Annotated in this window: 25 protein-coding genes; all 25 read left to right on the top strand. The window is 44.4% G+C overall.

All coding sequences use genetic code 11. From position 1 onward, the window contains the following. Positions 1-83: 83 nt before the first annotated feature. The 25 genes from fba to ACFSCZ_RS18890 all read left to right on the top strand — a co-directional run bounded on the left by fba (position 84) and on the right by ACFSCZ_RS18890 (position 22,452). Positions 84-947 (top strand): class II fructose-1,6-bisphosphate aldolase, encoded by an 864-nt coding sequence (gene fba, locus ACFSCZ_RS18770; protein WP_380776401.1) that lies wholly within the window; start codon positions 84-86, stop codon positions 945-947. A gap of 272 nt (positions 948-1,219) precedes the next feature. After that, positions 1,220-1,867 (top strand): fructose-6-phosphate aldolase, encoded by a 648-nt coding sequence (fsa, locus tag ACFSCZ_RS18775; RefSeq protein WP_380776404.1) that lies wholly within the window; start codon positions 1,220-1,222, stop codon positions 1,865-1,867. A gap of 118 nt (positions 1,868-1,985) precedes the next feature. Next, on the top strand, positions 1,986-3,272 hold the full coding sequence (locus ACFSCZ_RS18780; RefSeq protein WP_380776407.1) for a UDP-N-acetylglucosamine 1-carboxyvinyltransferase: 1,287 nt from the start codon (positions 1,986-1,988) through the stop codon (positions 3,270-3,272). Positions 3,273-3,383: 111 nt separating this feature from the next. Continuing rightward, positions 3,384-4,349: a class II fructose-bisphosphatase gene (glpX, locus tag ACFSCZ_RS18785; RefSeq protein WP_380776410.1), complete on the top strand. Its 966-nt coding sequence runs from the start codon at positions 3,384-3,386 to the stop codon at positions 4,347-4,349. A gap of 459 nt (positions 4,350-4,808) precedes the next feature. Then, on the top strand, positions 4,809-6,059 hold the full coding sequence (rho, locus tag ACFSCZ_RS18790; RefSeq protein ID WP_380776413.1) for a transcription termination factor Rho: 1,251 nt from the start codon (positions 4,809-4,811) through the stop codon (positions 6,057-6,059). A 151-nt stretch (positions 6,060-6,210) separates the two neighbouring features. Further along, a complete protein-coding gene (gene rpmE / locus ACFSCZ_RS18795) occupies positions 6,211-6,411 on the top strand; it encodes a 50S ribosomal protein L31 (RefSeq protein ID WP_018708415.1) in 201 nt (66 codons plus the stop codon). Positions 6,412-6,521: 110 nt separating this feature from the next. Next, positions 6,522-7,148, top strand: a complete 627-nt coding sequence (locus ACFSCZ_RS18800) for a thymidine kinase (protein WP_380776418.1) — start codon at positions 6,522-6,524, stop codon at positions 7,146-7,148. Positions 7,149-7,916: 768 nt separating this feature from the next. Further along, a complete protein-coding gene (gene prfA, locus ACFSCZ_RS18805) occupies positions 7,917-8,987 on the top strand; it encodes a peptide chain release factor 1 (protein ID WP_380776421.1) in 1,071 nt (356 codons plus the stop codon). Next, positions 8,988-9,848 (top strand): peptide chain release factor N(5)-glutamine methyltransferase, encoded by an 861-nt coding sequence (prmC, locus tag ACFSCZ_RS18810; RefSeq protein ID WP_380776424.1) that lies wholly within the window; start codon positions 8,988-8,990, stop codon positions 9,846-9,848. 85 nt (positions 9,849-9,933) lie between these two features. Next, positions 9,934-10,632 (top strand): stage II sporulation protein R, encoded by a 699-nt coding sequence (spoIIR, locus tag ACFSCZ_RS18815; protein ID WP_380776427.1) that lies wholly within the window; start codon positions 9,934-9,936, stop codon positions 10,630-10,632. A 201-nt stretch (positions 10,633-10,833) separates the two neighbouring features. Beyond that, positions 10,834-11,886 carry an L-threonylcarbamoyladenylate synthase gene (locus tag ACFSCZ_RS18820; RefSeq protein ID WP_380776430.1) on the top strand — a complete coding sequence of 351 codons (1,053 nt, stop codon included), beginning with the start codon at positions 10,834-10,836 and terminating at the stop codon, positions 11,884-11,886. Positions 11,887-11,992: 106 nt separating this feature from the next. After that, the gene (locus ACFSCZ_RS18825; RefSeq protein ID WP_380776433.1) at positions 11,993-12,541 is read left to right on the top strand and encodes a manganese efflux pump MntP; all 549 of its coding nucleotides are present in this window, start codon (positions 11,993-11,995) and stop codon (positions 12,539-12,541) included. A gap of 270 nt (positions 12,542-12,811) precedes the next feature. Beyond that, entirely contained in the window at positions 12,812-13,249 is a 438-nt protein-coding gene (locus ACFSCZ_RS18830) for a low molecular weight protein arginine phosphatase (protein WP_380776436.1), read from the top strand. An 82-nt stretch (positions 13,250-13,331) separates the two neighbouring features. Beyond that, complete coding sequence (gene rpiB / locus ACFSCZ_RS18835) at positions 13,332-13,781, top strand: ribose 5-phosphate isomerase B (protein ID WP_380776439.1); 450 nt, start codon at positions 13,332-13,334, stop codon at positions 13,779-13,781. Positions 13,782-13,793: 12 nt separating this feature from the next. Next, entirely contained in the window at positions 13,794-14,366 is a 573-nt protein-coding gene (locus ACFSCZ_RS18840) for a TIGR01440 family protein (RefSeq protein ID WP_380776442.1), read from the top strand. Positions 14,367-14,479: 113 nt separating this feature from the next. Beyond that, positions 14,480-15,742 carry a serine hydroxymethyltransferase gene (locus tag ACFSCZ_RS18845; protein WP_380776445.1) on the top strand — a complete coding sequence of 421 codons (1,263 nt, stop codon included), beginning with the start codon at positions 14,480-14,482 and terminating at the stop codon, positions 15,740-15,742. Positions 15,743-16,094: 352 nt separating this feature from the next. Then, complete coding sequence (upp, locus tag ACFSCZ_RS18850) at positions 16,095-16,724, top strand: uracil phosphoribosyltransferase (RefSeq protein WP_380776448.1); 630 nt, start codon at positions 16,095-16,097, stop codon at positions 16,722-16,724. A 305-nt stretch (positions 16,725-17,029) separates the two neighbouring features. Then, positions 17,030-17,251, top strand: a complete 222-nt coding sequence (locus tag ACFSCZ_RS18855) for an AtpZ/AtpI family protein (RefSeq protein WP_380776451.1) — start codon at positions 17,030-17,032, stop codon at positions 17,249-17,251. A 6-nt stretch (positions 17,252-17,257) separates the two neighbouring features. Beyond that, on the top strand, positions 17,258-17,650 hold the full coding sequence (locus tag ACFSCZ_RS18860) for an ATP synthase subunit I (protein ID WP_380776454.1): 393 nt from the start codon (positions 17,258-17,260) through the stop codon (positions 17,648-17,650). A gap of 6 nt (positions 17,651-17,656) precedes the next feature. Further along, positions 17,657-18,370 carry a F0F1 ATP synthase subunit A gene (gene atpB / locus ACFSCZ_RS18865; protein ID WP_380776457.1) on the top strand — a complete coding sequence of 238 codons (714 nt, stop codon included), beginning with the start codon at positions 17,657-17,659 and terminating at the stop codon, positions 18,368-18,370. 75 nt (positions 18,371-18,445) lie between these two features. Beyond that, on the top strand, positions 18,446-18,658 hold the full coding sequence (gene atpE / locus ACFSCZ_RS18870) for a F0F1 ATP synthase subunit C (protein ID WP_018708433.1): 213 nt from the start codon (positions 18,446-18,448) through the stop codon (positions 18,656-18,658). A gap of 245 nt (positions 18,659-18,903) precedes the next feature. Next, on the top strand, positions 18,904-19,428 hold the full coding sequence (gene atpF / locus ACFSCZ_RS18875) for a F0F1 ATP synthase subunit B (protein WP_380776461.1): 525 nt from the start codon (positions 18,904-18,906) through the stop codon (positions 19,426-19,428). After that, positions 19,425-19,961, top strand: a complete 537-nt coding sequence (locus ACFSCZ_RS18880) for a F0F1 ATP synthase subunit delta (protein WP_380776464.1) — start codon at positions 19,425-19,427, stop codon at positions 19,959-19,961. The genes atpF and ACFSCZ_RS18880 overlap by 4 nt, the downstream gene beginning before the upstream one ends. Before the next feature lie 32 nt (positions 19,962-19,993). Continuing rightward, complete coding sequence (gene atpA, locus ACFSCZ_RS18885) at positions 19,994-21,505, top strand: F0F1 ATP synthase subunit alpha (protein WP_380776467.1); 1,512 nt, start codon at positions 19,994-19,996, stop codon at positions 21,503-21,505. A gap of 89 nt (positions 21,506-21,594) precedes the next feature. After that, positions 21,595-22,452 (top strand): F0F1 ATP synthase subunit gamma, encoded by an 858-nt coding sequence (locus tag ACFSCZ_RS18890; protein WP_380776470.1) that lies wholly within the window; start codon positions 21,595-21,597, stop codon positions 22,450-22,452. The last annotated feature ends 10 nt before the right edge of the window (positions 22,453-22,462 follow it).

A 22,462-nucleotide genomic window follows, 5' to 3' on the forward strand; every position in this document is an offset into this window, starting at 1 on the left:
TTGCATCTCATTATTTGGTATGATGATACTGCAAAAGATTGACGTTGATGGGCATAGTCCCACATTTGAAGGAGGAAAAGACTTTGCCTTTAGTTTCCATGAGAGAGATGTTACATAAAGCAAATGAAGGAAAATATGCGGTTGGCCAATTCAATTTAAACAATCTTGAATTTACACAGGCCATTCTGCAGGCAGCGCAGGAAGAAAAATCACCAGTTATTTTGGGGGTATCTGAAGGGGCTGGCCGTTATATGGGCGGCTTTACACTAGTGGTTCAAATGGTAAAAGCGCTAATGGAGGAGTATCAAGTCACTGTTCCTGTGGCCATTCATCTGGACCACGGTTCAAGTTTCGAATCCTGCGCGAAAGCAATTCATGCAGGATTCACTTCGGTCATGATAGATGGTTCTCATTTGCCGCTTGATGAAAATATTGAGTTGACGAAGAAAGTCGTTGAGCTTGCTCATATGTTTGGCGTATCTGTTGAAGCTGAGCTCGGCAGAATTGGCGGACAGGAGGATGACCTGACTGTTGATGATGCTGAAGCTTCTTATGCCATTCCGGAAGAATGTGATCGCCTGGTAAGGGAAACACATGTTGATTGCTTTGCTCCTGCCTTGGGTTCTGTGCATGGGCCCTATAAAGGAGAGCCTAAATTGGGCTTTGACCGAATGGAAGAAGTACAAAGGCTTACGGGTGTACCGCTTGTTTTGCACGGAGGCACCGGTATCCCGACCAAAGATATTCAAAGGGCAATTTCCCTCGGTACAGCCAAAATTAATGTAAATACAGAAAATCAAATGTCATCAGCAAAGCGCGTACGCGAGGTTCTGGCTGAAAATCCCGAGATGTATGATCCGCGTAAGTATTTGGGACCCGCGAGAGAAGCTATTAAAGAAACGGTGATCGGAAAAATGCGTGAATTCGGATCTTCAGGAAAAGCATAAAAATCCGATGCATCTGTTTCCGGGTCTTCAGCAGGACCGGGGCCGGGAACGCATGTATTTTGATGAAATCAAGCAATGAAACCGCCAGATGTTTTATGGCGGTTTCTCCATATTATATAGAAAAAAAGAATGGACGGTTTTTCTTCATGTCAATGGGGAAAATGAGGAACAACTTATTTACATTTACAGCGGATTTTGCATGGTCCGGGATCCACCGGACAAAACTAATCATGACATCTGCAGTCAACTAAAAGAAAAGGAGTTGTATCCAAATGAAATTTTTTCTTGATACGGCCAATTTAAATGAAATAGAGAAAGCCGTTGAATTTGGACTGATTGACGGAGTAACAACCAATCCTTCATTGGTGGCAAAGGAGGAAGTTTCATTTCAAGATCGCCTAAAAGAAATTACGGAAATCATACCCGGCTCTGTCAGTGCTGAGGTGATTGCGCTTGATACAGATGGAATGGTAAAAGAAGGAATGGAACTGGCATCCATCGCTCCAAATATCACAGTCAAAATCCCTATGACACATGATGGGATGAAAGCTGTAAACATCCTTTCAAAAGAAAATATTAAAACAAATGTTACACTGATTTTTTCCGCTAACCAGGCACTTATTGCTGCACGGGCAGGTGCCGCGTACGTTTCTCCATTCATGGGGCGTTTGGATGATATTGGCCATAGCGGAGCTGATGTCATTGGTGAAATCCGAGACATCTACTCCATTCACAATATTGATACGCAAATCATTGCTGCCTCTGTCCGGCATCCGCAGCATGTGACAGAAGCAGCACTAAGCGGCGCACATATTGCGACCCTTCCATATAAAGTGCTTATACAGCTGTTCAAACATCCATTAACGGACTGGGGCATTGAATCTTTCATGCGTGACTGGGAAGCCAGGAAAAACAAATAAAACAATTTTATAATTATCCTCTGAAGTCTACATGTTTCGCCAACTTTTGTTTATAATAAAAGGTATAATGCCTATTTTTTCCACAATTATACCTTAAAGGCTTGAAAGGAAGTCAAAAATGGAGAAGCTAAAGATTGCTGGCGGATACCCGTTAAAAGGAACGATAAAAGTGAGCGGAGCCAAAAACAGTGCAGTTGCACTGATTCCGGCTACGATTTTGGCAGATTCCCCTGTAATCATAGAGGGTCTGCCCCATATTTCAGATGTAGATACGTTGAGCAGTTTATTGGAGGAAATTGGCGGGAAAGTAACTCTACATAATGATCGGATGCATGTAGATCCCAGTCAGATGATTTCGATGCCTTTGCCAAACGGAAAAGTCAAGAAGCTCAGGGCTTCTTACTACTTGATGGGAGCTATGCTCGGACGGTTTAAAAAAGCGGTTATCGGATTGCCGGGGGGATGCCACCTGGGACCTCGGCCAATCGATCAGCATATTAAAGGTTTTGAAGCTTTGGGGGCGAAAGTGACCAATGAACAGGGCGCACTCTATTTAAGGGCGGATGAATTGCAGGGAGCCCGGATTTATCTGGACGTTGTGAGTGTTGGTGCCACGATCAATATTATGCTGGCTGCAGTAAAAGCCAAAGGGCGGACAGTAATTGAAAATGCTGCAAAGGAACCAGAAATTATAGATGTGGCTACGTTGCTTACAAACATGGGAGCCAAAATCAAAGGGGCCGGCACGGATGTTATTCGAATTGATGGAGTGGAACATTTGCACGGATGCCAGCATACGATTATTCCTGACCGGATCGAAGCAGGGACATTTATGATCTTAGGTTCCGCGATTGGTGAGGGCGTATTAATTGATAATGTCATACCTCATCATCTTGAATCACTGACCGCCAAACTTCGAGAAATGGGGGTTCCGGTGGAAATAGGCGATGAGCAGGTGTTTATTGGCAAGAGCGGAGATTTAAAGGCAGTTGATGTTAAAACGCTTGTATATCCAGGCTTCCCAACTGATTTGCAGCAGCCTTTTACAGCTTTGCTGACAAGAGCTGAAGGATCTTCTATTGTCACGGACACTATTTATTCTGCCCGTTTTAAACATATTGATGAATTAAGGCGCATGAACGCCAACATTAAGGTAGAGGGAAGCTCGGCCATTGTAAATGGCTCTAAGGTCCTTCAGGGGGCCAGAGTAAAAGCATCCGACTTAAGAGCGGGTGCAGCTCTTGTGATTGCCGGACTGATGGCTGAAGGAATTACCGAAGTAACGGGACTGGAGCACATCGACAGGGGATACAGTGGTTTAGTAGAGAAATTGAACGGACTTGGGGCAACCATTTGGCGGGAGAAAATGACGGACCAGGAGATTGAACAATTAAAGAGTTCTTGATCATCATTCCCATTTTTCTGTAAAAGACCATACAGTAATTGGCTGAAATATGGTATACTTTTACCTCAGGGCAATCAAGCAGGATTGTTGCCAATGACGGGAGGAAAGTCGATGGAAAGAAGTTTGTCAATGGAACTCGTTCGGGTGACGGAAGCAGCGGCATTGAAGTCTGCAAGATGGATGGGCCGTGGAATGAAAAACGAAGCGGATGATGCAGCTACCACTGCCATGCGTAAAGTGTTTGATACCATTCCTATGCAGGGAACAGTGGTAATCGGCGAAGGAGAAATGGACGAGGCGCCCATGCTGTATATTGGCGAAAAGCTGGGTACAGGCGAAGGACCGAAAGTAGATGTGGCAGTAGATCCATTGGAAGGTACATCCATTGTGGCTTCCGGCGGATGGAACGCTTTGTCTGTGATCGCAATTGCCGATACGGGAACACTCCTTCATGCTCCTGACATGTATATGGAAAAAATTGCTGTCGGACCTGAGGCCGTAGGGAAAATTGATCTCAATGCTTCTGTGACAGACAATTTAAAAGCGGTGGCAAAAGCCAAAAATAAAAATGTAGAAGACGTAGTAGCGACAGTATTGAATCGCCCGCGTCATGATGCAATTATTGCGGAACTGCGCGAAGCCGGCGCCCGTATCAAGCTAATTGATAATGGCGATGTAGCTGGTGCCATCAATACAGCTTTTGACCATACAGGTGTAGATATTTTGTTTGGGACAGGCGGTGCCCCTGAGGGCGTCATTGCTGCTGCAGCACTGAAGTGTCTGGGCGGAGAACTTCAAGGAAGGCTTGTACCTTCCAATGATGCGGAAATGGAACGCTGCAAGAAAATGAACATCGATATCCATCAAGTGTTCCGGATGGAAGACTTGGTGAAGGGCGATGATGCTATTTTCGCTGCGACTGGAGTTACAGACGGCGAATTGCTTAAAGGCGTTCAGTTTAAAGGGTCTTATGGATCCACACATTCTCTGGTCCTGCGGGCTAAATCAGGGACGATCCGCTTTATAGAGGGACGGCACAGTCTCAGTAAAAAACCCAATATGGTTGTAGAAAATTAATTTTTTAGGAGGGACACGGTCCCTCCTTCCTGACTTTTATTTTAGACAACTGTTTCAGGCAGGCCTGGGGCAGGGTTTGGTTGTTATGAACCATTCAAGACAACATTCCTAGACCTTTCGCTGTAAGAGGGGTCTTCAAGAATCATTCTGGCGGACCACTAGAAACCGGGCGTCTCCTGTTGGGTCGTCATGCGCCATCAAGCGACGGCTTTAAACTTAGTGCTGGTTATCAGGTGGTTATCAATCATTAATTTTTGGGCTATACACGGATTCATTCTTCCTATTCTTCAAGTGAAATGGCACTCAATGAAAATCCTTCCACTTTCTCAACATAAATACTTTACTCTTTCAACTTCACGAGGATTTATAACAAGAAGAACATAGCAGGATGAACAGCATAAGTGAGAACAATGCATGTATAAAAGGACGTACAATAAAATAATAAAGTGTGGTGTGAATATGGCTGCATTAACCATTTCTTCTTTGGAAGATATGAAACTGAAAGAATTATATGAACTGGCTCGAGAATATAAAGTTTCTTATTACAGTAAATTGACAAAGAAAGAATTGATTTTTGCCATTTTAAAAGCTCGTGCAGAGCAGGAAGGCTTTTTTTTCATGGAAGGTGTACTGGAGATTATCCAGTCGGAAGGTTTTGGATTTTTAAGACCGATTAATTATACAGCAAGCTCCGAAGATATCTATATTTCGGCTTCGCAAATTCGCCGGTTTGATTTGAGGAATGGTGATAAAGTTTCGGGGAAGGTACGGCCGCCTAAAGAAAATGAACGATATTATGGATTGCTGCATGTAGAAGCAGTCAACGGCGATGACCCGGAAAGTGCAAAAGAGCGGGTGCATTTCCCTGCCTTAACGCCTCTATATCCGGATAGGCAAATTAGATTGGAAACAACCCCATCTAACATATCTACCAGAATTATGGACCTGATTTCCCCAGTTGGTTTTGGGCAGCGCGGCTTGATTGTAGCCCCTCCAAAAGCCGGTAAAACCATGCTGTTAAAGTCCATTGCCAACTCAATCACGACAAATCATCCCGAAGCTGAATTAATTGTACTGTTGATTGATGAACGGCCAGAGGAAGTAACAGACATTGAGCGCTCGGTAGATGCAGAGGTGGTAAGCTCAACCTTTGATGAAGTTCCGGAAAATCATATAAAAGTGGCTGAACTTGTTCTGGAGCGGGCCATGCGGCTCGTGGAACATAAGCGAGATGTCATTATTTTAATGGATAGTATTACGAGACTTGCCCGTGCGTATAATCTCGTGATTCCGCCAAGCGGAAGGACGCTTTCGGGCGGTATTGATCCTGCTGCCTTCCACCGTCCCAAACGGTTCTTTGGTGCAGCAAGAAACATAGAAGAAGGCGGAAGCTTAACGATCTTGGCAACGGCGCTTGTGGATACGGGTTCCCGAATGGACGACGTGATTTATGAAGAGTTTAAAGGAACAGGAAATCTTGAGCTGCATTTGGACCGTTCGCTGGCGGAAAGAAGAATTTTTCCCGCTATCGATATTCGGCGTTCCGGGACAAGGAAGGAAGAGCTTCTTATTCCGAAAGATCAGCTTGAGAAAATGTGGAAACTTCGTAAGGCAATGTCCGACACGCCTGATTTTGCGGAGAAATTTATACGCAAGCTGAAGCAAACTAAATCAAATGAAGAATTTTTTGAGGTGCTGTCAACAAAATAATAATTTTGTTTTCTATATTGGGAATTGCATTTTATAAGCAGCCTTGTTATAATAAAAAATGTGCTTTTTGAAGTTACTGCAGACAAGTCTGCGTGGTAATATTGAACTCTGTTTCAGCAAATGATTCAGGGCATTAAGGAGATGAAATGGAATGAAAGCTGGAATCCATCCGGAATATAAAAAAGCAACGGTTAAGTGTGCATGTGGAAACGAATTTGAGAGCGGATCTGTCAAAGAAAACATTCGTGTTGAAATTTGTTCAGCATGTCATCCATTCTATACAGGCCGTCAAAAATTTGCATCTGCAGATGGCCGTGTAGATCGCTTTAATAAAAAATACGGTCTTAAATAATTACGGGAAAAACGGGCAAGAGCGCTTGCCTGTTTTTTTATTTCTCTGATGTGGATAAGATATACATACTGTTGAAGAAGTGCAACGTTTTGTCGCGGAGGTGCGGATCTGTGGATGTGACTAATCAAAAAGGGTCAATAGAGATCATTTGTGGAAGTATGTTTTCCGGTAAAACGGAAGAACTGATAAGAAGAATCAGAAGAGTTCAATATGCAAAGCAGCATTTAATGATATTTAAACCCAGATTGGATGACCGTTATAGCGTAAATGAAGTTGTTTCCCATAATGGCCTTTCAGCCATTGCAGAACCTGTAGATCGTTCCCGTGATATACTGGATAGGGTTCATGCGGAAGTGGACGTCGTGGCGGTGGACGAAGTTCAATTTTTTGATGAAGAGATTGTTACTGTGGCCAATCAACTGGCTGACTCCGGCCACAGAGTCATCATGGCAGGGCTGGATCAGGATTTTCGCGGAACTCCGTTCGGCTCCATGCCGCAATTATTGGCGATGGCGGAATATGTGACTAAGCTACATGCGGTTTGTGTTGTATGCGGAGAACCAGCAAGCAGGACACAGCGGCTCATAGATGGGAAACCAGCGGGTGATGAGGATCCCGTCATATTGGTAGGCGCATCGGAAGCTTACGAAGCCAGATGCCGCCGGCATCACGAAGTTCCTCCCGGAAAAAGCGAACATGTGGCTGCAGTTCAGGAAATGAAAATAAACGATTACTGAAAAACCGGCTTGCAGCCGGTTTTGTTTTATATAATTTTGGCGGCGGCTGACCGGAAGGCGTGTGCAGCGAAGCCCCAGATGTTTTAACCTGAGGAGACAAGCTGCCTGCCGAGGTAATTCAGGATAAATATTCCTCCTGTCCAAATGAAGATGCAAGCGTTTCTCGCTGTACACGTATGAAGTATAAGTGCTGTGTCTGCTGGAGGCTTTTTGACCAACATCGGCTTCTTGTTGACTGCTATTTATCACGGGGAGCAATTGGCAACAGGATGAGAACTTATTTTATATATCCCTGCAGAACTGTGCGTTTCCACCATACTTATCCACATGTGGATATATGAACCGGCAGCAGTGGAAAATTTCCAGAATGTGAATAAAAAGACGAAAACAAAACTTGTGGGTATATGATAAACGCCGTCCTCGGCTCGAGGTCGCCAGCGAAGGCAAAGACCGCTTTCTTCTGCGGCAGTCTTATGCATGTCGGGGCTAATCAAGGCGCCTCCGCTTTTCTGTTGTCGAGCCTGGGGCGGCAGGGGCTCGAGGCACTTTCAACAAAACCAATGAAGGCAAACTACGCCTTCGCTGGTTTTGCCTCCGACGGACAGGACGTCCTAGTGCCACCGACGCCACAGGATGTGGCGTTTGTCGGCGGCCAGCGCTTGTCGCCCCTAGGCAGCCCCCTCCGCGTTTCTGATAAAAAAGTTGCTTTGCAGAAAGTGCACGGTGTACTATAAAAAGAGCATGAATGGATACTTGAGGTGAAGACTTTTGTTCGATAGACTACAGGCGGTTGAAGACCGCTATGAAAAATTAAATGAATTGTTGAGCGATCCAGATGTTGTCAACGACTCTGAAAAGCTAAGGGAATATTCGAAAGAACAGTCTTCCATAGCCGAGACGGTGGAAGTTTACAGAGAGTATAAACAGGTAAAATCAGAATACAGTGACGCGAAGGAAATGCTGGATGACAAGCTTGATCCGGAAATGCGCGAGATGGTGAAGGATGAGATCGATGAATTGGAGAGCCGCATTGAGAAGCTGGAAGAACGGCTAAAAATTCTGCTGCTTCCCAAAGATCCGAACGATGATAAAAACGTCATTATGGAAATCCGGGGGGCTGCAGGAGGCGATGAAGCGGCTTTGTTTGCCGGAGATTTATACCGTATGTATAGCAGATATGCCGAGGCTCAGGGGTGGAAAACTGAAGTCATCGAGGAGCACTCCACAGGGCTGGGCGGATTTAAAGAAATTATTTTTATGATTAACGGAAAAGGTGCATTTTCCAGATTAAAATATGAAAATGGTGCACACCGGGTACAGCGTGTACCGGAGACGGAGTCGGGCGGCCGTATTCATACATCCACAGCCACTGTGGCAGTTCTTCCTGAAGCTGAAGAGGTGGAAGTGGATATTCATGAAAAAGATATTCGTGTCGATACTTTTGCTTCAAGCGGGCCGGGAGGGCAAAGTGTTAACACAACGATGTCTGCTGTACGCTTAACCCATGTTCCAACAGGCATTGTCGTCTCATGCCAAGATGAGAAATCTCAAATCAAAAATAAAGAAAAAGCGATGAAAGTCTTGCGTGCCCGCATCTACGACAAGTACCAGCAAGAAGCACAGGAAGAGTATGATGCAAGTCGCAAGTCGGCTGTCGGCACGGGTGACCGTTCAGAGAGAATTCGGACATACAATTTTCCGCAGAGCCGTGTAACGGACCACCGGATCGGTTTGACACTGCAGAAGCTGGATCAAATTCTGGAAGGCAGGCTGGATGAAATTATAGATGCCTTAATTGTTGAAGACCAATCCAAAAAGCTTGAAAGCGTGGAAGAATAATTGGCTGAACAGCATACCATTTTTCAAGCCCTTTCCTGGGCTTCTTCTTTTTTAAAAGAATATGGACGAGATTCCAATGCAGGGGAAATTCTTCTGAGGGCTCAGTTAAATATGAGCCGCTCGGCCTTACTGGCAAAACTGAGGGAACCTTTAAGCGGTACGGACTGGAATCAATTTGAAAAATCTGTAAAAGAACACGCAGAGGGAAAGCCTGTACAGCATATCACCGGATCTGAAGAGTTTTTTGGAAGAACCTTTATGGTTAATTCGGATGTTTTGATTCCCCGGCCGGAGACAGAGGAACTGATTGTTGCATTACTGGGAAAAATGGAGAAGTCATTCGAGGGGTCTTTTTCAAGCTTAAAGGCGGCAGACATTGGAACGGGAAGCGGTGCTATTGCAATAACTTTAAAGCTGGAAAAACCCGAACTGTCTGTATATGCAACAGACCTGTCAGAAAAGGCGCTCGAAACCGCAAAGAATAACGCCGGCCGGTTGGGTGCAGATATTGTATTTCTGCTAGGGGATCTGCTCCAGCCGTTTGTGGATAGAGGGATTAAACTGGATATGGTCGTGTCCAATCCGCCTTATATCCCTGAAGGAGAAAACTTGTCAGAGGTAGTTTCCGGGCATGAGCCTCATTCTGCTCTATTTGGAGGAGAAGATGGGATGGACTTTTATCGCCGGTTTTCACAAGTCTTGCCATTCGTTCTGAAGGAACAGGCAGTTGCAGCTTTTGAAATTGGGAATGGTCAAGGTGAAGAAGTGCAAAAAATATTTTCGGCAGGCTTTCCGCATGCAAAGATTGAAGTGATAAGGGATATCAATGGGAAAGAACGGATTGTAACGATTGTACAATAGATCAAATTCCAAGGGCTATTTTTTCGTTTGTTTATAAAATCTGATTGTTGTCCATACTGTCCTATTGAAGGGACAGGTGGGGAATATGAGGAAATATAGCAAACAAAAATTCTATCAAACATATATCGCAAGTTTATACATTTTGATTCTGATCCTCGGGGCTGTTGTCAATGTATATGTTCCTGAGACGGAATCAGCGGCTGCGGAACAAATGGTAGTTATACCGGAAGAAGCTATCCGGTTAAGAATATTAGCCAACAGTGACAGTGAAAAAGACCAAGAGGTCAAAAGAGCTGTCCGTGATGCAGTTACACAAAAAATAGACGAATGGGTGGAACAGTTAACTTCTCTTGAAGAAGCGCGGGAAATAATCTCCTCAAGACTGCCCGAGCTTGAAAGTATCGCCAGGGAAGAACTGGAAAAGAAAGGCCTGGACTACTCCGTTACCATTGATTTTGGCAATGTCCAATTCCCGACAAAACTGTATGGGCAATATTTATATCCTGCAGGGACATACGAAGCTGTATTAATTACGCTTGGTGAAGGAACAGGGGCCAATTGGTGGTGTGTTTTATTTCCACCGCTTTGCTTCCTGGACTTTTCAAACAGTACTGCGGTAAAAGAGGGAGTAGAGGAAGAGGCCAGCCAACTTGACGAGACGGTCATGACTGAAGAAATAAAGGATGAACCGCTTCCTGAAACGAAACCTGTTATTGTTGGGGAAGAAGAGGAAGAAGTAGAGGTTAAATTTTTCTTAAAAGAATTATTTGGTGGCTTGCTGTAAAACAATGAATCTCTCGAAGGGGAGATTTTTTGTTTTTGTGATATGTTTTATTCACAGAGAAGCGGATTTTTATCCACAGTTTTAACTGCTTTATCCCCAGTATGTTGATAATCTCTTAATTAAATGTTTGATTAATTGAATAACTGATGAAAAAAGCACTATGGATTAAGTTGAGCAGTTAGGAAAAAAGAGGTGGAAAAGATGGAGACAAAATATTGGTCTGTGGATAATTGTGTGAATAACAAAGAGGAATATCCACAACTTGTGGAAGCATCCAAACTGCTGCGTGAGGGAGAGGTGGTTGCTTTTCCTACAGAAACGGTTTATGGACTAGGTGCCAATGCTTTATCCGATACTGCTGTTTCAAAAATTTTTGCTGCAAAAGGAAGGCCCGCGGATAATCCGCTCATAGTCCATATTTCAAAAAGAAACCAGCTCGGCCTCCTGACAGATCACGTTCCGGAAACAGCTGAATTATTAATCAGCGAATTTTGGCCGGGACCGCTCACATTAATTTTCAAAAAAAAGCCGGGTGCAGTCTCATCACTTGTAACCGCAGGTCTGGATACCGTTGCTGTAAGGATGCCGGATCATCCGATAGCCTTAGCATTGATTGATGCGGCAAATGTTCCTGTCGCGGCACCAAGCGCCAACAAATCTGGAAGACCCAGTCCTACGACAGCTGATCACGTGCTGGATGATCTTCGTGGTTTGATTGCCGGTGTAGTAGATGGCGGACCGGCAGGTGTAGGAGTGGAGTCAACTGTTCTCGATTGTACGTCCCCTGTTCCTGTCATATTAAGGCCCGGCGGGCTGGCGAAAGAAGAGATTGAAAAGACAGTGGGACAAGTGGAACAGGATCCTGCGATTCAACATGCGCATTCTGCGCCAAGATCACCAGGAATGAAATACCGTCATTATGCTCCTGCTGCTCCGGTATATTTATTGGATGGTGATAATAAATGGATACAGAGAAAGATAGATGAAAAAAGAGGATCAGGATTAAAAGTCGGCATATTGGCTACCTCAGAATCCGCTCCGTTTTACAGTGCGGATGCTGTCTCCGTCTGCGGCAGCAGAAACAACTTATCCGCCGTGGCCCAAGATCTTTATCAGGCATTGAGAAGCTTTGATGAATATGATCTTGATTTAATTTATTCAGAAGTTTTTCCTGTTGAAGGCATGGGACATGCAATTATGAACCGGCTTGAGAAGGCAGCCGGACATAGAAAGATTACTCAGGAAAAACCATAACCCCGCTATAGAGCGCCGTTCTGGAACTTCAGCTGTAAGTCTACTCTTTCACTGGCGTGCATATGCTTCTTTATAGGCACGTCCGAAGTGAAAGGAGATATAGTTCATGTTTCTTCCTGAACTGATCACATTAGTCATCATGGCCTTTGCTGTGGGAATGGACGCATTTTCCATTTCGCTTGGCATGGGGGTTTTTAAACTGAGATTACGCCAAATATTTTTAATTGGAATGACGATTGGTTTTTTTCATATGGTCATGCCATTGCTTGGCATTTTAACAGGGAACCTCCTTTCAGTTACCTTTGGAATCATTACCAGTTATATCGGCGGGATGCTTTTAATTATTATGGGGATTTTGATGGGGGCATCCTGTTTTCGGCAAGAGAATCAATCCATTGTGGTACCAGTTGGCTGGGGGCTTTTGCTTTTCAGTTTGATTGTGAGCCTGGACAGTTTCTCAGCAGGTTTAAGTCTGGGGATGTTTGGAGTCAAAGTCATGGCGGCAATGGGGGTCTTCGGAGTTGTGTCTGCCGTTTTGACTTGGACAGGATTGCTTTTGGGGAGAAAGGTACAGCATTGGCTCGGTTTTTATGGAGAACTGTTGGGGGGAAGCATCTTAGTCCTTTTTGGAATTAAGCTGATTTTGATTGGTTGAAGGACCATTACATAGTGTCATCACTAAGAGCTGTCTGTCAGACGGCCATTTGTTTAGGTGTAAGTGATCTCTCCGGGAAATTTCGTAAAGGTTTATAGAAGGCAATGAGATTGCTCTTTCGAAGAGGTCTTCTTAGCCGTACAAAAATCCCCATCCCTATAGAACTTTGAAATTCGTACAGGTCTTTGAGGGAAGTCCTTTCTGCTCTATTCGAATGTTCGCGTTTTTTGATGTATAATGAGGGAAAACTCTATTAAGGGCGGGAATCCCATGACAAAAAAAATCCTGTTTGTTTGTACAGGCAATACATGCCGAAGCCCGATGGCTGAGGCTATTTTTAATCATTTACGATCTGGGGAAGCCTTTGCAAGGTCAGCAGGATTATACTCTGTTGAAGGCAGCAAGGCTGCATGGAATACATTGAAGGTGCTTGAAGAAAATAAGATGGAGCTGGATCACCGATCCAAGCAGTTGACGGAAGAGGACTTAGATTGGGCATCTCATGTATTTGCAATGACATCTGCCCATAAAGCCATGCTGATGGATCAATACCCCGGTGCGGCAGATAAAATTTTCACATTAAAGGAATTTGTGGACGGACCGCATGGCAGCCAGGATATTGCAGATCCATTTGGAGGAGATATCGATACTTATCGCTCTGCCTTCAAGGAATTAAAAGACCTGATCAGGCGGCTTTCACTCGACTAGTATCGCTTTTAAAATGGCAACATGATTGGTCTTAAATTATAATGAAAGCAGCGTGTATGAAAGAGAAGGAGGAGAATTTTCAATGAAAATTGCAATTGCATCTGATCATGGTGGTGTAAACATCCGAAAGGAAATCCTCCGGCTGTTGGATGAGATGAACATTGAATATGAAGACCTTGGCTGTGAAGGCGGATGCTCAGTTGATTATCCGGATTATGCTTTGCCGGTTGCCGAGAAGGTAGCCAGTGGAGAGTGTGATCGGGGGATCCTGATCTGCGGAACGGGTATCGGCATGAGTATTGCAGCCAATAAAGTAAATGGAATCCGCTGTGCGCTTGTCCATGATGTATTCAGCGCTAAGGCAACAAGGCTTCATAATGACAGCAATATACTTGCAATGGGCGAAAGGGTCATTGGCCCCGGCCTGGCTCGCGAGATCGCTAAAACATGGCTTGAAACAGAATATGAGGGCGGACGACACGAAAATCGATTGAGAAAAATAACAGAATACGAAGGAAATACACAACAATAAGGAGGGTCCGACATGGCAGTTGAACAATGGCGGGAAGAGGTGCGCAGTCTTCTTGCAGAATGCAGAGAAAATTTACCCTTATCCTCTGGGCAGGTACTAGTGATCGGTTGCTCAACCTCCGAGATAGCCGGAAAGAAAATCGGAACTTCCGGAACTCTGGAAGCGGCAGACATGCTTTACGAGGAATTAAAAAAATTTGCAGATGAGAGAAACATTCATTTAGCCTTCCAATGCTGTGAACATCTTAACCGTGCGCTCGTAGTGGAAAGAGAAACTGCACTGGAAAAGGGATGGGAGCAGGTAACTGTCGTTCCAGTTCGAAGTGCAGGTGGATCTATGGCCACTTGCGCTTACTCTCGGATGAATGATCCGGTCGTTGTTGAATTTATTAAAGCTGATGCCGGAATGGATATTGGCGATACATTTATCGGAATGCATCTGAAGCATGTGGCTGTCCCGGTAAGAGTCAGCCAAACATCTATTGGTGAGGCACATGTCACATTAGCTGCCACCCGGCCCAAATTGATTGGCGGTTCCAGAGCCGTCTATGAGAAGCAAAAACTGAACGATCAGTGTTCCTTTTGATGATAATGTTCAGTTTTTGTTAAAAAGTAGTTTGGAAATCAGTAGTCTTCGTGGTAAAATATAAGCGATTAACGAATACACTAGCCAATCTTGAAAGGATGAGGGAGAGCAAGATGAGCAAATTGAGGGAAAATCGTGCTTCCAGCGCAATTGCGCAAGAAGATCCGCAATTATACGAGGCGATTCAAAAAGAGTTAAACAGGCAGCGAACAAAAATAGAACTAATCGCATCTGAGAATTTCGTCAGCGAAGCAGTCATGGAAGCTCAAGGTTCGGTTTTGACAAACAAATATGCTGAAGGTTATCCTGGCCGCCGTTATTACGGGGGTTGTGAATATGTGGATATTGCAGAAGATTTGGCACGCGAGCGTGCAAAAGAAATATTTGGCGCAGATCATGTGAACGTACAACCTCACTCCGGGGCTCAAGCCAACATGGCGGTCTACTACTCTGTTTTAAAGCACGGAGATACTGTGCTTGGCATGAACTTGTCCCATGGCGGACATCTGACTCACGGAAGCCCTGTTAATTTCAGCGGAGTTCAATATAATTTTGTTGAGTACGGTGTTGACAAAGAAACTCACCGCATTAACTACGAAGATGTTCGTCAAAAAGCTTTGGAACACAAGCCAAAGCTGATTGTTGCCGGGGCAAGCGCATATCCGAGAATCATTGATTTTGAAAAGTTCCGTGAAATTGCGGATGAAGTCGGGGCTTATTTCATGGTAGACATGGCTCATATTGCCGGTCTTGTCGCAACAGGACTTCACCCGAATCCGGTGCCATATGCTGATTTTGTTACAACTACGACTCATAAAACACTGCGGGGACCTCGCGGCGGTATGATCCTTTGTAAAGAAGAGTATGCCAAAGCTATTGATAAATCTGTATTCCCGGGATTACAGGGCGGCCCGCTGATGCATGTCATAGCAGCCAAGGCTGCAGCATTCGGTGAAGCACTGCGCGATGATTTTAAAGATTATACAAAGCTGATCATAGAAAATGCAAAAAGACTTGCTGAAAGCCTGAAAAAAGAAGGCGTTGATTTGGTGTCAGGAGGAACGGATAACCACCTGCTTCTGTTGGATGTGCGTTCTTTGGGATTAACAGGCAAAGATGCAGAAAAGGTACTGGATGATGTAGGAATTACCGTCAATAAAAATACCATTCCCTATGATCCTGAAGGTCCGTTTGTAACAAGCGGTATTCGTATTGGGACAGCTGCAGTTACATCTCGCGGCTTCGGTATGAAAGAAATGGATGAAATTGCTTCCCTCATCGCTTTTGTTTTGAAAAACCATGAAGATGAAGCGAAATTGGAAGAAGCACGAAAACAAGTTGAAGCGATCACTTCACGCTTTCCTTTATATGAATAAAAAGTCTGAGAGCAGTCCGCCCATGTGAGGGCGGGCTGTTTTTCGTGGACGGAAGTTTACCGATACATACAAATTCCAATACTTGATCCCCAAGGGTGGACGATTGACATGTGTCAAAGGGAAATTTACCACTTCTGAAAACAGCAGCTCAGAAGTATCTCTTCCATCCCTATTGCCTATATTGTTGAAAGCCCCGCCATCTAAAAAAAGTTAAGCATTTGTTTTATTGCAGTGTCTTGATGAAAAAATTTCTTTTAGGTAAAATGAGCAGGGATGTAACGACCAGTTTGAACCTATGTATTCTGGATCGCTTTATATTCGTCAATTTTAATAAATAAAGGAGAGAGACTGTATGGGCCAAGTACACATAATCGACCATCCTCTCATTCAGCACAAGCTGACATTTATCCGTGATAAAAATACGGGAACAAAAGAATTTCGTGAGCTTGTCGACGAAGTGGCTACTTTGATGGCTTTTGAAATTACGAGGGACATGCCTTTAAGGGAAATAGAGGTGGAAACACCTGTCAGCAAAGCCAAATCAAAAGTGCTTTCGGGGAAAAAAGTTGGGATTGTACCAATTCTCCGTGCCGGGATCGGCATGGTGGATGGCATCCTTAAACTGATCCCTGCCGCAAAGGTAGGTCACGTCGGCCTTTACCGGGATCCTGAAACTTTGAAGCCGGTGGAGTATTATTTAAAGCTGCCCAGCGATGTCCAAGACAGATTTTTCATTGTTGTTGATCCGATGCTGGCAACGGGAGGAACCGCTGTGGAAGCGATTCGTTCCCTAAAGAAGCGTGGTGCACAGCAAATCAAGCTGATGTGTCTGCTCGCTGCTCCCCAAGGCGTTGAAGCGATCCAAGCCGCCCATCCGGACGTGGATATTTTTGTCGCAGGTGTCGATGAAAAACTGAACGAGAAGGGGTATATCGTTCCGGGAATGGGTGACGCAGGGGACCGTCTTTTTGGGACCAAGTAGTTCCCTGAACATACTTTTTCTGCTTGACCGAACAATGGAAAGGTATCGGTTCTCGACATATCTCGGGGCATCCGTGCTTTTATGAATACAGCAAATTGAATTTTGATGATTTTGTGACAAACAGAGGAATGCCTGCGGCTCAATTCATAGGAAACTCGTTGACATTGAATGGGTGCTATTGTATGCTAACAAAGGGTATGGAGAGCAGAATTTACATCACTTTCTTTCACCCAAAAAAACGTTGGATTATGTTAAATAAAGCCGAAAAGTGCAGGCCTGATAAAGAAATGCAGAGATGATGCATATTGAGTGAGAAAAACCGTCATCCTCTTTATGGGATGGCCATTTATTCTGCCATTCTGTCACAATTGACTGGTTCAGTACTTGCGGGTATTTTCGTTGGAAATTGGCTGGACGGAAAAACTGGTATGGAGCCGACCTTTTTGATTATTTGTCTCTTGGCAGGTTTAACAGTCGGGGTCATTGCGGTGATTTTAACAATCCGGCAATTTTTATCGGGGGATTAGAAAGATATGGATAATCTCCAGTTGGTTTTTAATAGACACAGGAAGTACATTCTGTACTTGTTGGCAGTGTTAGTTTTGGGATGGGGCTTTACCCCTTACCAGACTATTTTTATGGGGTTGATTTTAGGCACCGGCGTCAGCTTTTTTAACATATGGCTGATGGTTCGCAGAATGAACAAGTTTGGGGAAGCCGTTTTGTCCGGGCGAAAAATGCGCTCCCTGGGGACCATTTCCAGGATGGCAGCAGCTGTTTTGGCTGTCTACATAGCCATGCAATACCCTGACATCTTTAACCTCATAAGCGTAATTATCGGATTAATGACATCTTACTTTCTCATAGTGACAGATGCTTTAATCTCCACCTTATTTGGAAAAGACAAGCAGCAGGAAGAGAGGTGAATCTAATTGGATCATGGAGCACCAATAGTAGAAATATTTGGTTTGCACTTTAACCTGAGTAACGTATTGATGATTACCGTAGCTTCACTTATTGTATTTATCATTGCTGTGGTCAGTACAAAAAGGTTGGCAATGAAGCCAACAGGCATGCAGAACTTCTTGGAGTGGGTCTTTGATTTCGTCCGGGGAATTGTAAAAAGCAACATGGATTGGAAAACTGGCGGACACTTTCATATTCTTGGTGTTACCCTCATATTTTATATCTTTGTCTCAAACATGCTGGGATTGCCATTTGCAGTCGCGATCGATCACGAATTATGGTGGAAGTCCCCTACAGCAGACCCGGTGATTACACTTACATTAGCAACAATGGTCGTGGCATTATCTCACTACTACGGCATCAAACAAAAAGGGTTTGGCGGCTATCTTCGCGGATTTGTCAGCCCGATGTGGTTTTTACTCCCGCTCAAAATTATTGAAGAATTTGCCAACACATTAACGTTGGGTCTACGTCTATACGGAAACATTTTTGCAGGTGAGATCCTGCTTGGCTTGCTGGCCGGAGGGCTTGCTGCCATGGGAGCGGTCGGCTGGATTGCAGCGGCTATTCCAACACTGGCGTGGATGGGATTCTCAGTATTTATTGGAGCAATTCAAGCGTTTATTTTCACAATGTTAACAATGGTTTACATTGCTCACAAAGTAAATGAAGACCATTAATATATAATTGTTCATTATCATGGACAAAGAAATTTAACTCAAAAACTTTTTATATATCTAAGGAGGAAATTTATAATGGGAATGTTAGCAGCAGCAATTGCAATCGGATTGGCAGCTCTTGGAGCAGGTATTGGTAACGGATTGATCGTTTCCCGCACAGTTGAAGGTATTGCACGTCAACCAGAAGCACGCGGTATGTTGCAGACTACAATGTTCATCGGGGTAGCGTTGGTTGAGGCGATTCCGATTATCGCAGTTGTTATCGCGTTTATGGTTCAGGGCAGATAACATTTATTGAATACTCGGAACATGTTTGAAAATGGCGAAGAAGACAACACTTCGCCATTTTTTAAGAAAAGCGAAGGCGCATTGAGTTAAACGCAGGTCTTGTGCAGGTTGTCTCAATAGGGATATACCCGTTACATGCAGCAGTAAACATCATCGTGCGGATGATGGGATACTAAGGAAATTCAGCCGGCTCTGCCGGTAACGATACAATCTTTATACGGGTGCTTGAAAGGAGTGGAGCTAGCTTGTTAAATAGCTTTGTGTTAGGAGCGGAGATTGCCGGCGTTCATTTCAATGGCGGCGATATTATTTTCCAGCTTTTAATGTTTATTATACTGATGGCGCTGTTGAAGAAATTTGCCTGGGGTCCATTGATGGGCGTCATGAAACAGCGTGAGGAGCATATAGCCGGTGAAATTGAAGAGGCAGAAAATAGCCGTCAAGAAGCAAATAAATTGCTTGAAGAACAAAAAGCCATACTGAAAGAAGCACGGCAAGAGGCACAGGACATGATTGAAAACTCCAAAAAGCATGGTGAAAACCAGCGCCAGGAGATTATGGAAGCCGCTCGTCAGGAAGCAGAACGCCTCAAGGAATCTGCACGCCGGGAAATCGAGCAGGAAAAACAAAATGCCGTTGCTGCTTTGCGTGAGCAAGTAGCTTCATTGTCGGTGATGATTGCATCTAAAGTCATTGAGAAAGAATTGACAGCGGAAGACCAGGAAAAGCTGATTAATGAATATATCGAAAGAGCAGGCGAGGATAAATGAGTAATCCTGTCGTTGCAGAACGGTATGCTTTAGCTCTTTTTCAAGTGGGGAAAGAACAGAATGCAACCGAAAAGATGGATGAAGAATTAAGAGCCATCAAAAAGGTTTTAGTGCAAAACCCGGGTTTTATCAGTCTTCTGCAGTCCCCAAAGCTTTCCGTTGAGGAGAAAAGAAATGTCATCTTGCAGTCATTTCCGAAAGTGTCTGCACCTGTCATCAACACTTTTATGCTGCTGGCAGATCGCCATAGAGAGGACATCATGGTTGAGGTGGCCGAGGCGTATATTAATTATTTAAATGAGGAGCGGGGGATTGCTGAAGCTGTGGTATATTCAGTAAGGCCTTTGACAGCCGACGAGTCGAAAGCAATCTCTTCTGTGTTTGCCCCGAAAGTGGGCAAGCTAACCTTAAATATCGAAAACATTGTCAACCCGGACATGCTTGGCGGTATCAAAGTGCGCATTGGGAACAGAATCTTTGATGGAAGCCTCCGTGGAAAGCTTGAACGGCTTGGACGACAGTTGATCAGTTAAGAACGAGATTTGAATAATGTGGGGTGAAATTCATGAGCATCAATGCTGAAGAAATCAGTGCGCTGATAAAAAAGCAAATTGAAAACTATCAAGCTGAATTAGAAGTAAGTGATGTTGGAACAGTTATCCAGGTAGGGGACGGTATTGCTCGTGCATATGGACTGGACAACGTCATGGCTGGAGAGCTTCTTGAGTTCTCAAACGGCGTTATGGGTATGGCGCAAAACCTTGAGGAAAGTAACGTTGGTATTGTTATTCTAGGCCCATATACAGATATTCGTGAAGGGGACGAAGTACGCCGTACAGGCCGTATCATGGAAGTTCCTGTCGGAGAAGAGTTAATTGGACGTGTAGTCAACCCGTTGGGACAGCCTGTTGACGGCATGGGTCCTATCGACACAACGAAGACTCGTCCGATTGAGAGCCCGGCTCCAGGTGTAATGGATCGTAAATCAGTTCATGAACCGCTTCAAACAGGGATTAAGGCGATTGATGCCCTTGTTCCAATCGGACGCGGACAGCGTGAATTGATTATCGGTGACAGACAAACAGGTAAAACAACTGTAGCTATCGACACGATTCTGAACCAACGTGATGAGAACATGATCTGTGTGTACGTTGCGATTGGACAAAAAGAATCAACGGTTCGGGGTACGGTTGAAACATTGCGCAAACACGGGGCCATGGATTACACAATTGTTGTAACAGCATCTGCTTCCCAGCCTGCTCCTCTTCAATACTTGGCACCATATGCAGGGGTAGCAATGGGTGAAGAATTCATGTATAACGGCAAGCATGTTCTTGTTGTCTATGATGACCTTTCCAAACAGGCAGCGGCTTACCGTGAACTTTCCTTGCTTCTTCGCCGTCCTCCAGGACGTGAAGCATATCCGGGGGATGTATTCTATTTGCACTCCCGTTTGTTGGAACGTGCCGCCAAGCTGAGTGATGAAAAAGGCGCCGGGTCCTTGACGGCTCTGCCATTTGTTGAAACACAGGCTGGAGACATTTCCGCATATATTCCTACGAACGTAATTTCAATTACAGACGGACAGATTTTCTTGCAGTCGGATCTATTCTTCTCCGGTGTACGTCCGGCGATTAACGCAGGTCTTTCTGTATCCCGTGTTGGCGGATCAGCACAAATTAAAGCAATGAAAAAAGTTGCGGGTACGCTCCGTTTGGATTTGGCTGCTTTCCGTGAACTCGAATCATTTGCCCAATTTGGTTCCGACCTTGACAAAGCTACACAAGAAAAGCTTGCTCGCGGGCAGCGTACAGTTGAAGTTTTGAAACAGGACTTGAACAAACCAATCAGAGTTGAAAAGCAGGTCATGATTCTTTACGCATTAACACGTGGATTCTTGGATGACATCCCTGTTCAAGACATTCTCAGATTTGAAGATGAGCTGTACACATGGCTTGATCATAACCGTGCAGAATTGCTTGAAAGCATCCGTTCAACAGGAAACCTTCCTGCGGATGAAGACATGGCAGATGCGCTGAACACGTTCAAAAAGACATTTGCCAAGAGTGATTCTTAAGATAGAGAACAGCTAAAGGTGCCATTTGGCAATAGCTTTACGGCACCTTTTTAATTAAACGAACTTCAAATACAGGGTGGTGAGAACCAGTGGCATCATTGCGTGATATCCAGACACGTATTAACTCAACGAAAAAAACGAGCCAAATCACCAAAGCAATGCAGATGGTATCTGCTGCAAAGTTAAACCGTGCAGAATTGAACGCCAAGTCATTTGTTCCGTATATGGAAAAAATCCAGGAAGTTGTGGCAAGCATTGCTTTAGGCAGTAATGACGTAAATCATCCTATGCTTGTGTCTCGTCCGGTCAAAAAGACAGGCTACCTTGTGATTACTTCCGACCGTGGTCTTGCAGGGCCTTATAACAGTCATATTTTGCGTGAAGTCAGCGCGAAAATTGATGAGCGCCACAAGAGCACCGATGAGTATGCCATTATCGCTATTGGAAGAGTCGGCCGTGATTATTTTGTAAAAAAAGGTGCGGATGTCGTCCTAGAAATTACCGGTATTTCCGATCAGCCATCGTTTGCAGATATTATGCAAATTACGAAGAGTACTGTCGGCATGTTTTCGGACGGTACGTTCGATGAACTCTATATATATTACAGTCACTTCGTCAGTGCCCTGACACAGCAGGTTACGGAGAAAAAACTATTGCCTTTGACAGACTTGGGTAATTCTACAAAACTCATGTCATATGAGTACGAACCTTCTGCAGAAGCGATACTGGAGGTTCTGCTTCCGCAATACGCAGAAAGCTTGATTTATGGTGCGCTTCTTGATGGAAAAGCGAGTGAACATGCTTCAAGAATGACTGCCATGAAGAGCGCTACGGATAATGCTTCCGAACTGATTGATACTTTGACATTATCTTATAACCGTGCTCGCCAGGCAGCGATTACTCAGGAAATTACAGAAATTGTCGGCGGTGCAGCCGCTCTGGAATAGATGTTTTAAT

Origin of the sequence: Siminovitchia sediminis (assembly GCF_042680885.1) — a bacterium.
GTDB classification, from domain to species: domain Bacteria; phylum Bacillota; class Bacilli; order Bacillales; family Bacillaceae_C; genus Siminovitchia; species Siminovitchia sediminis.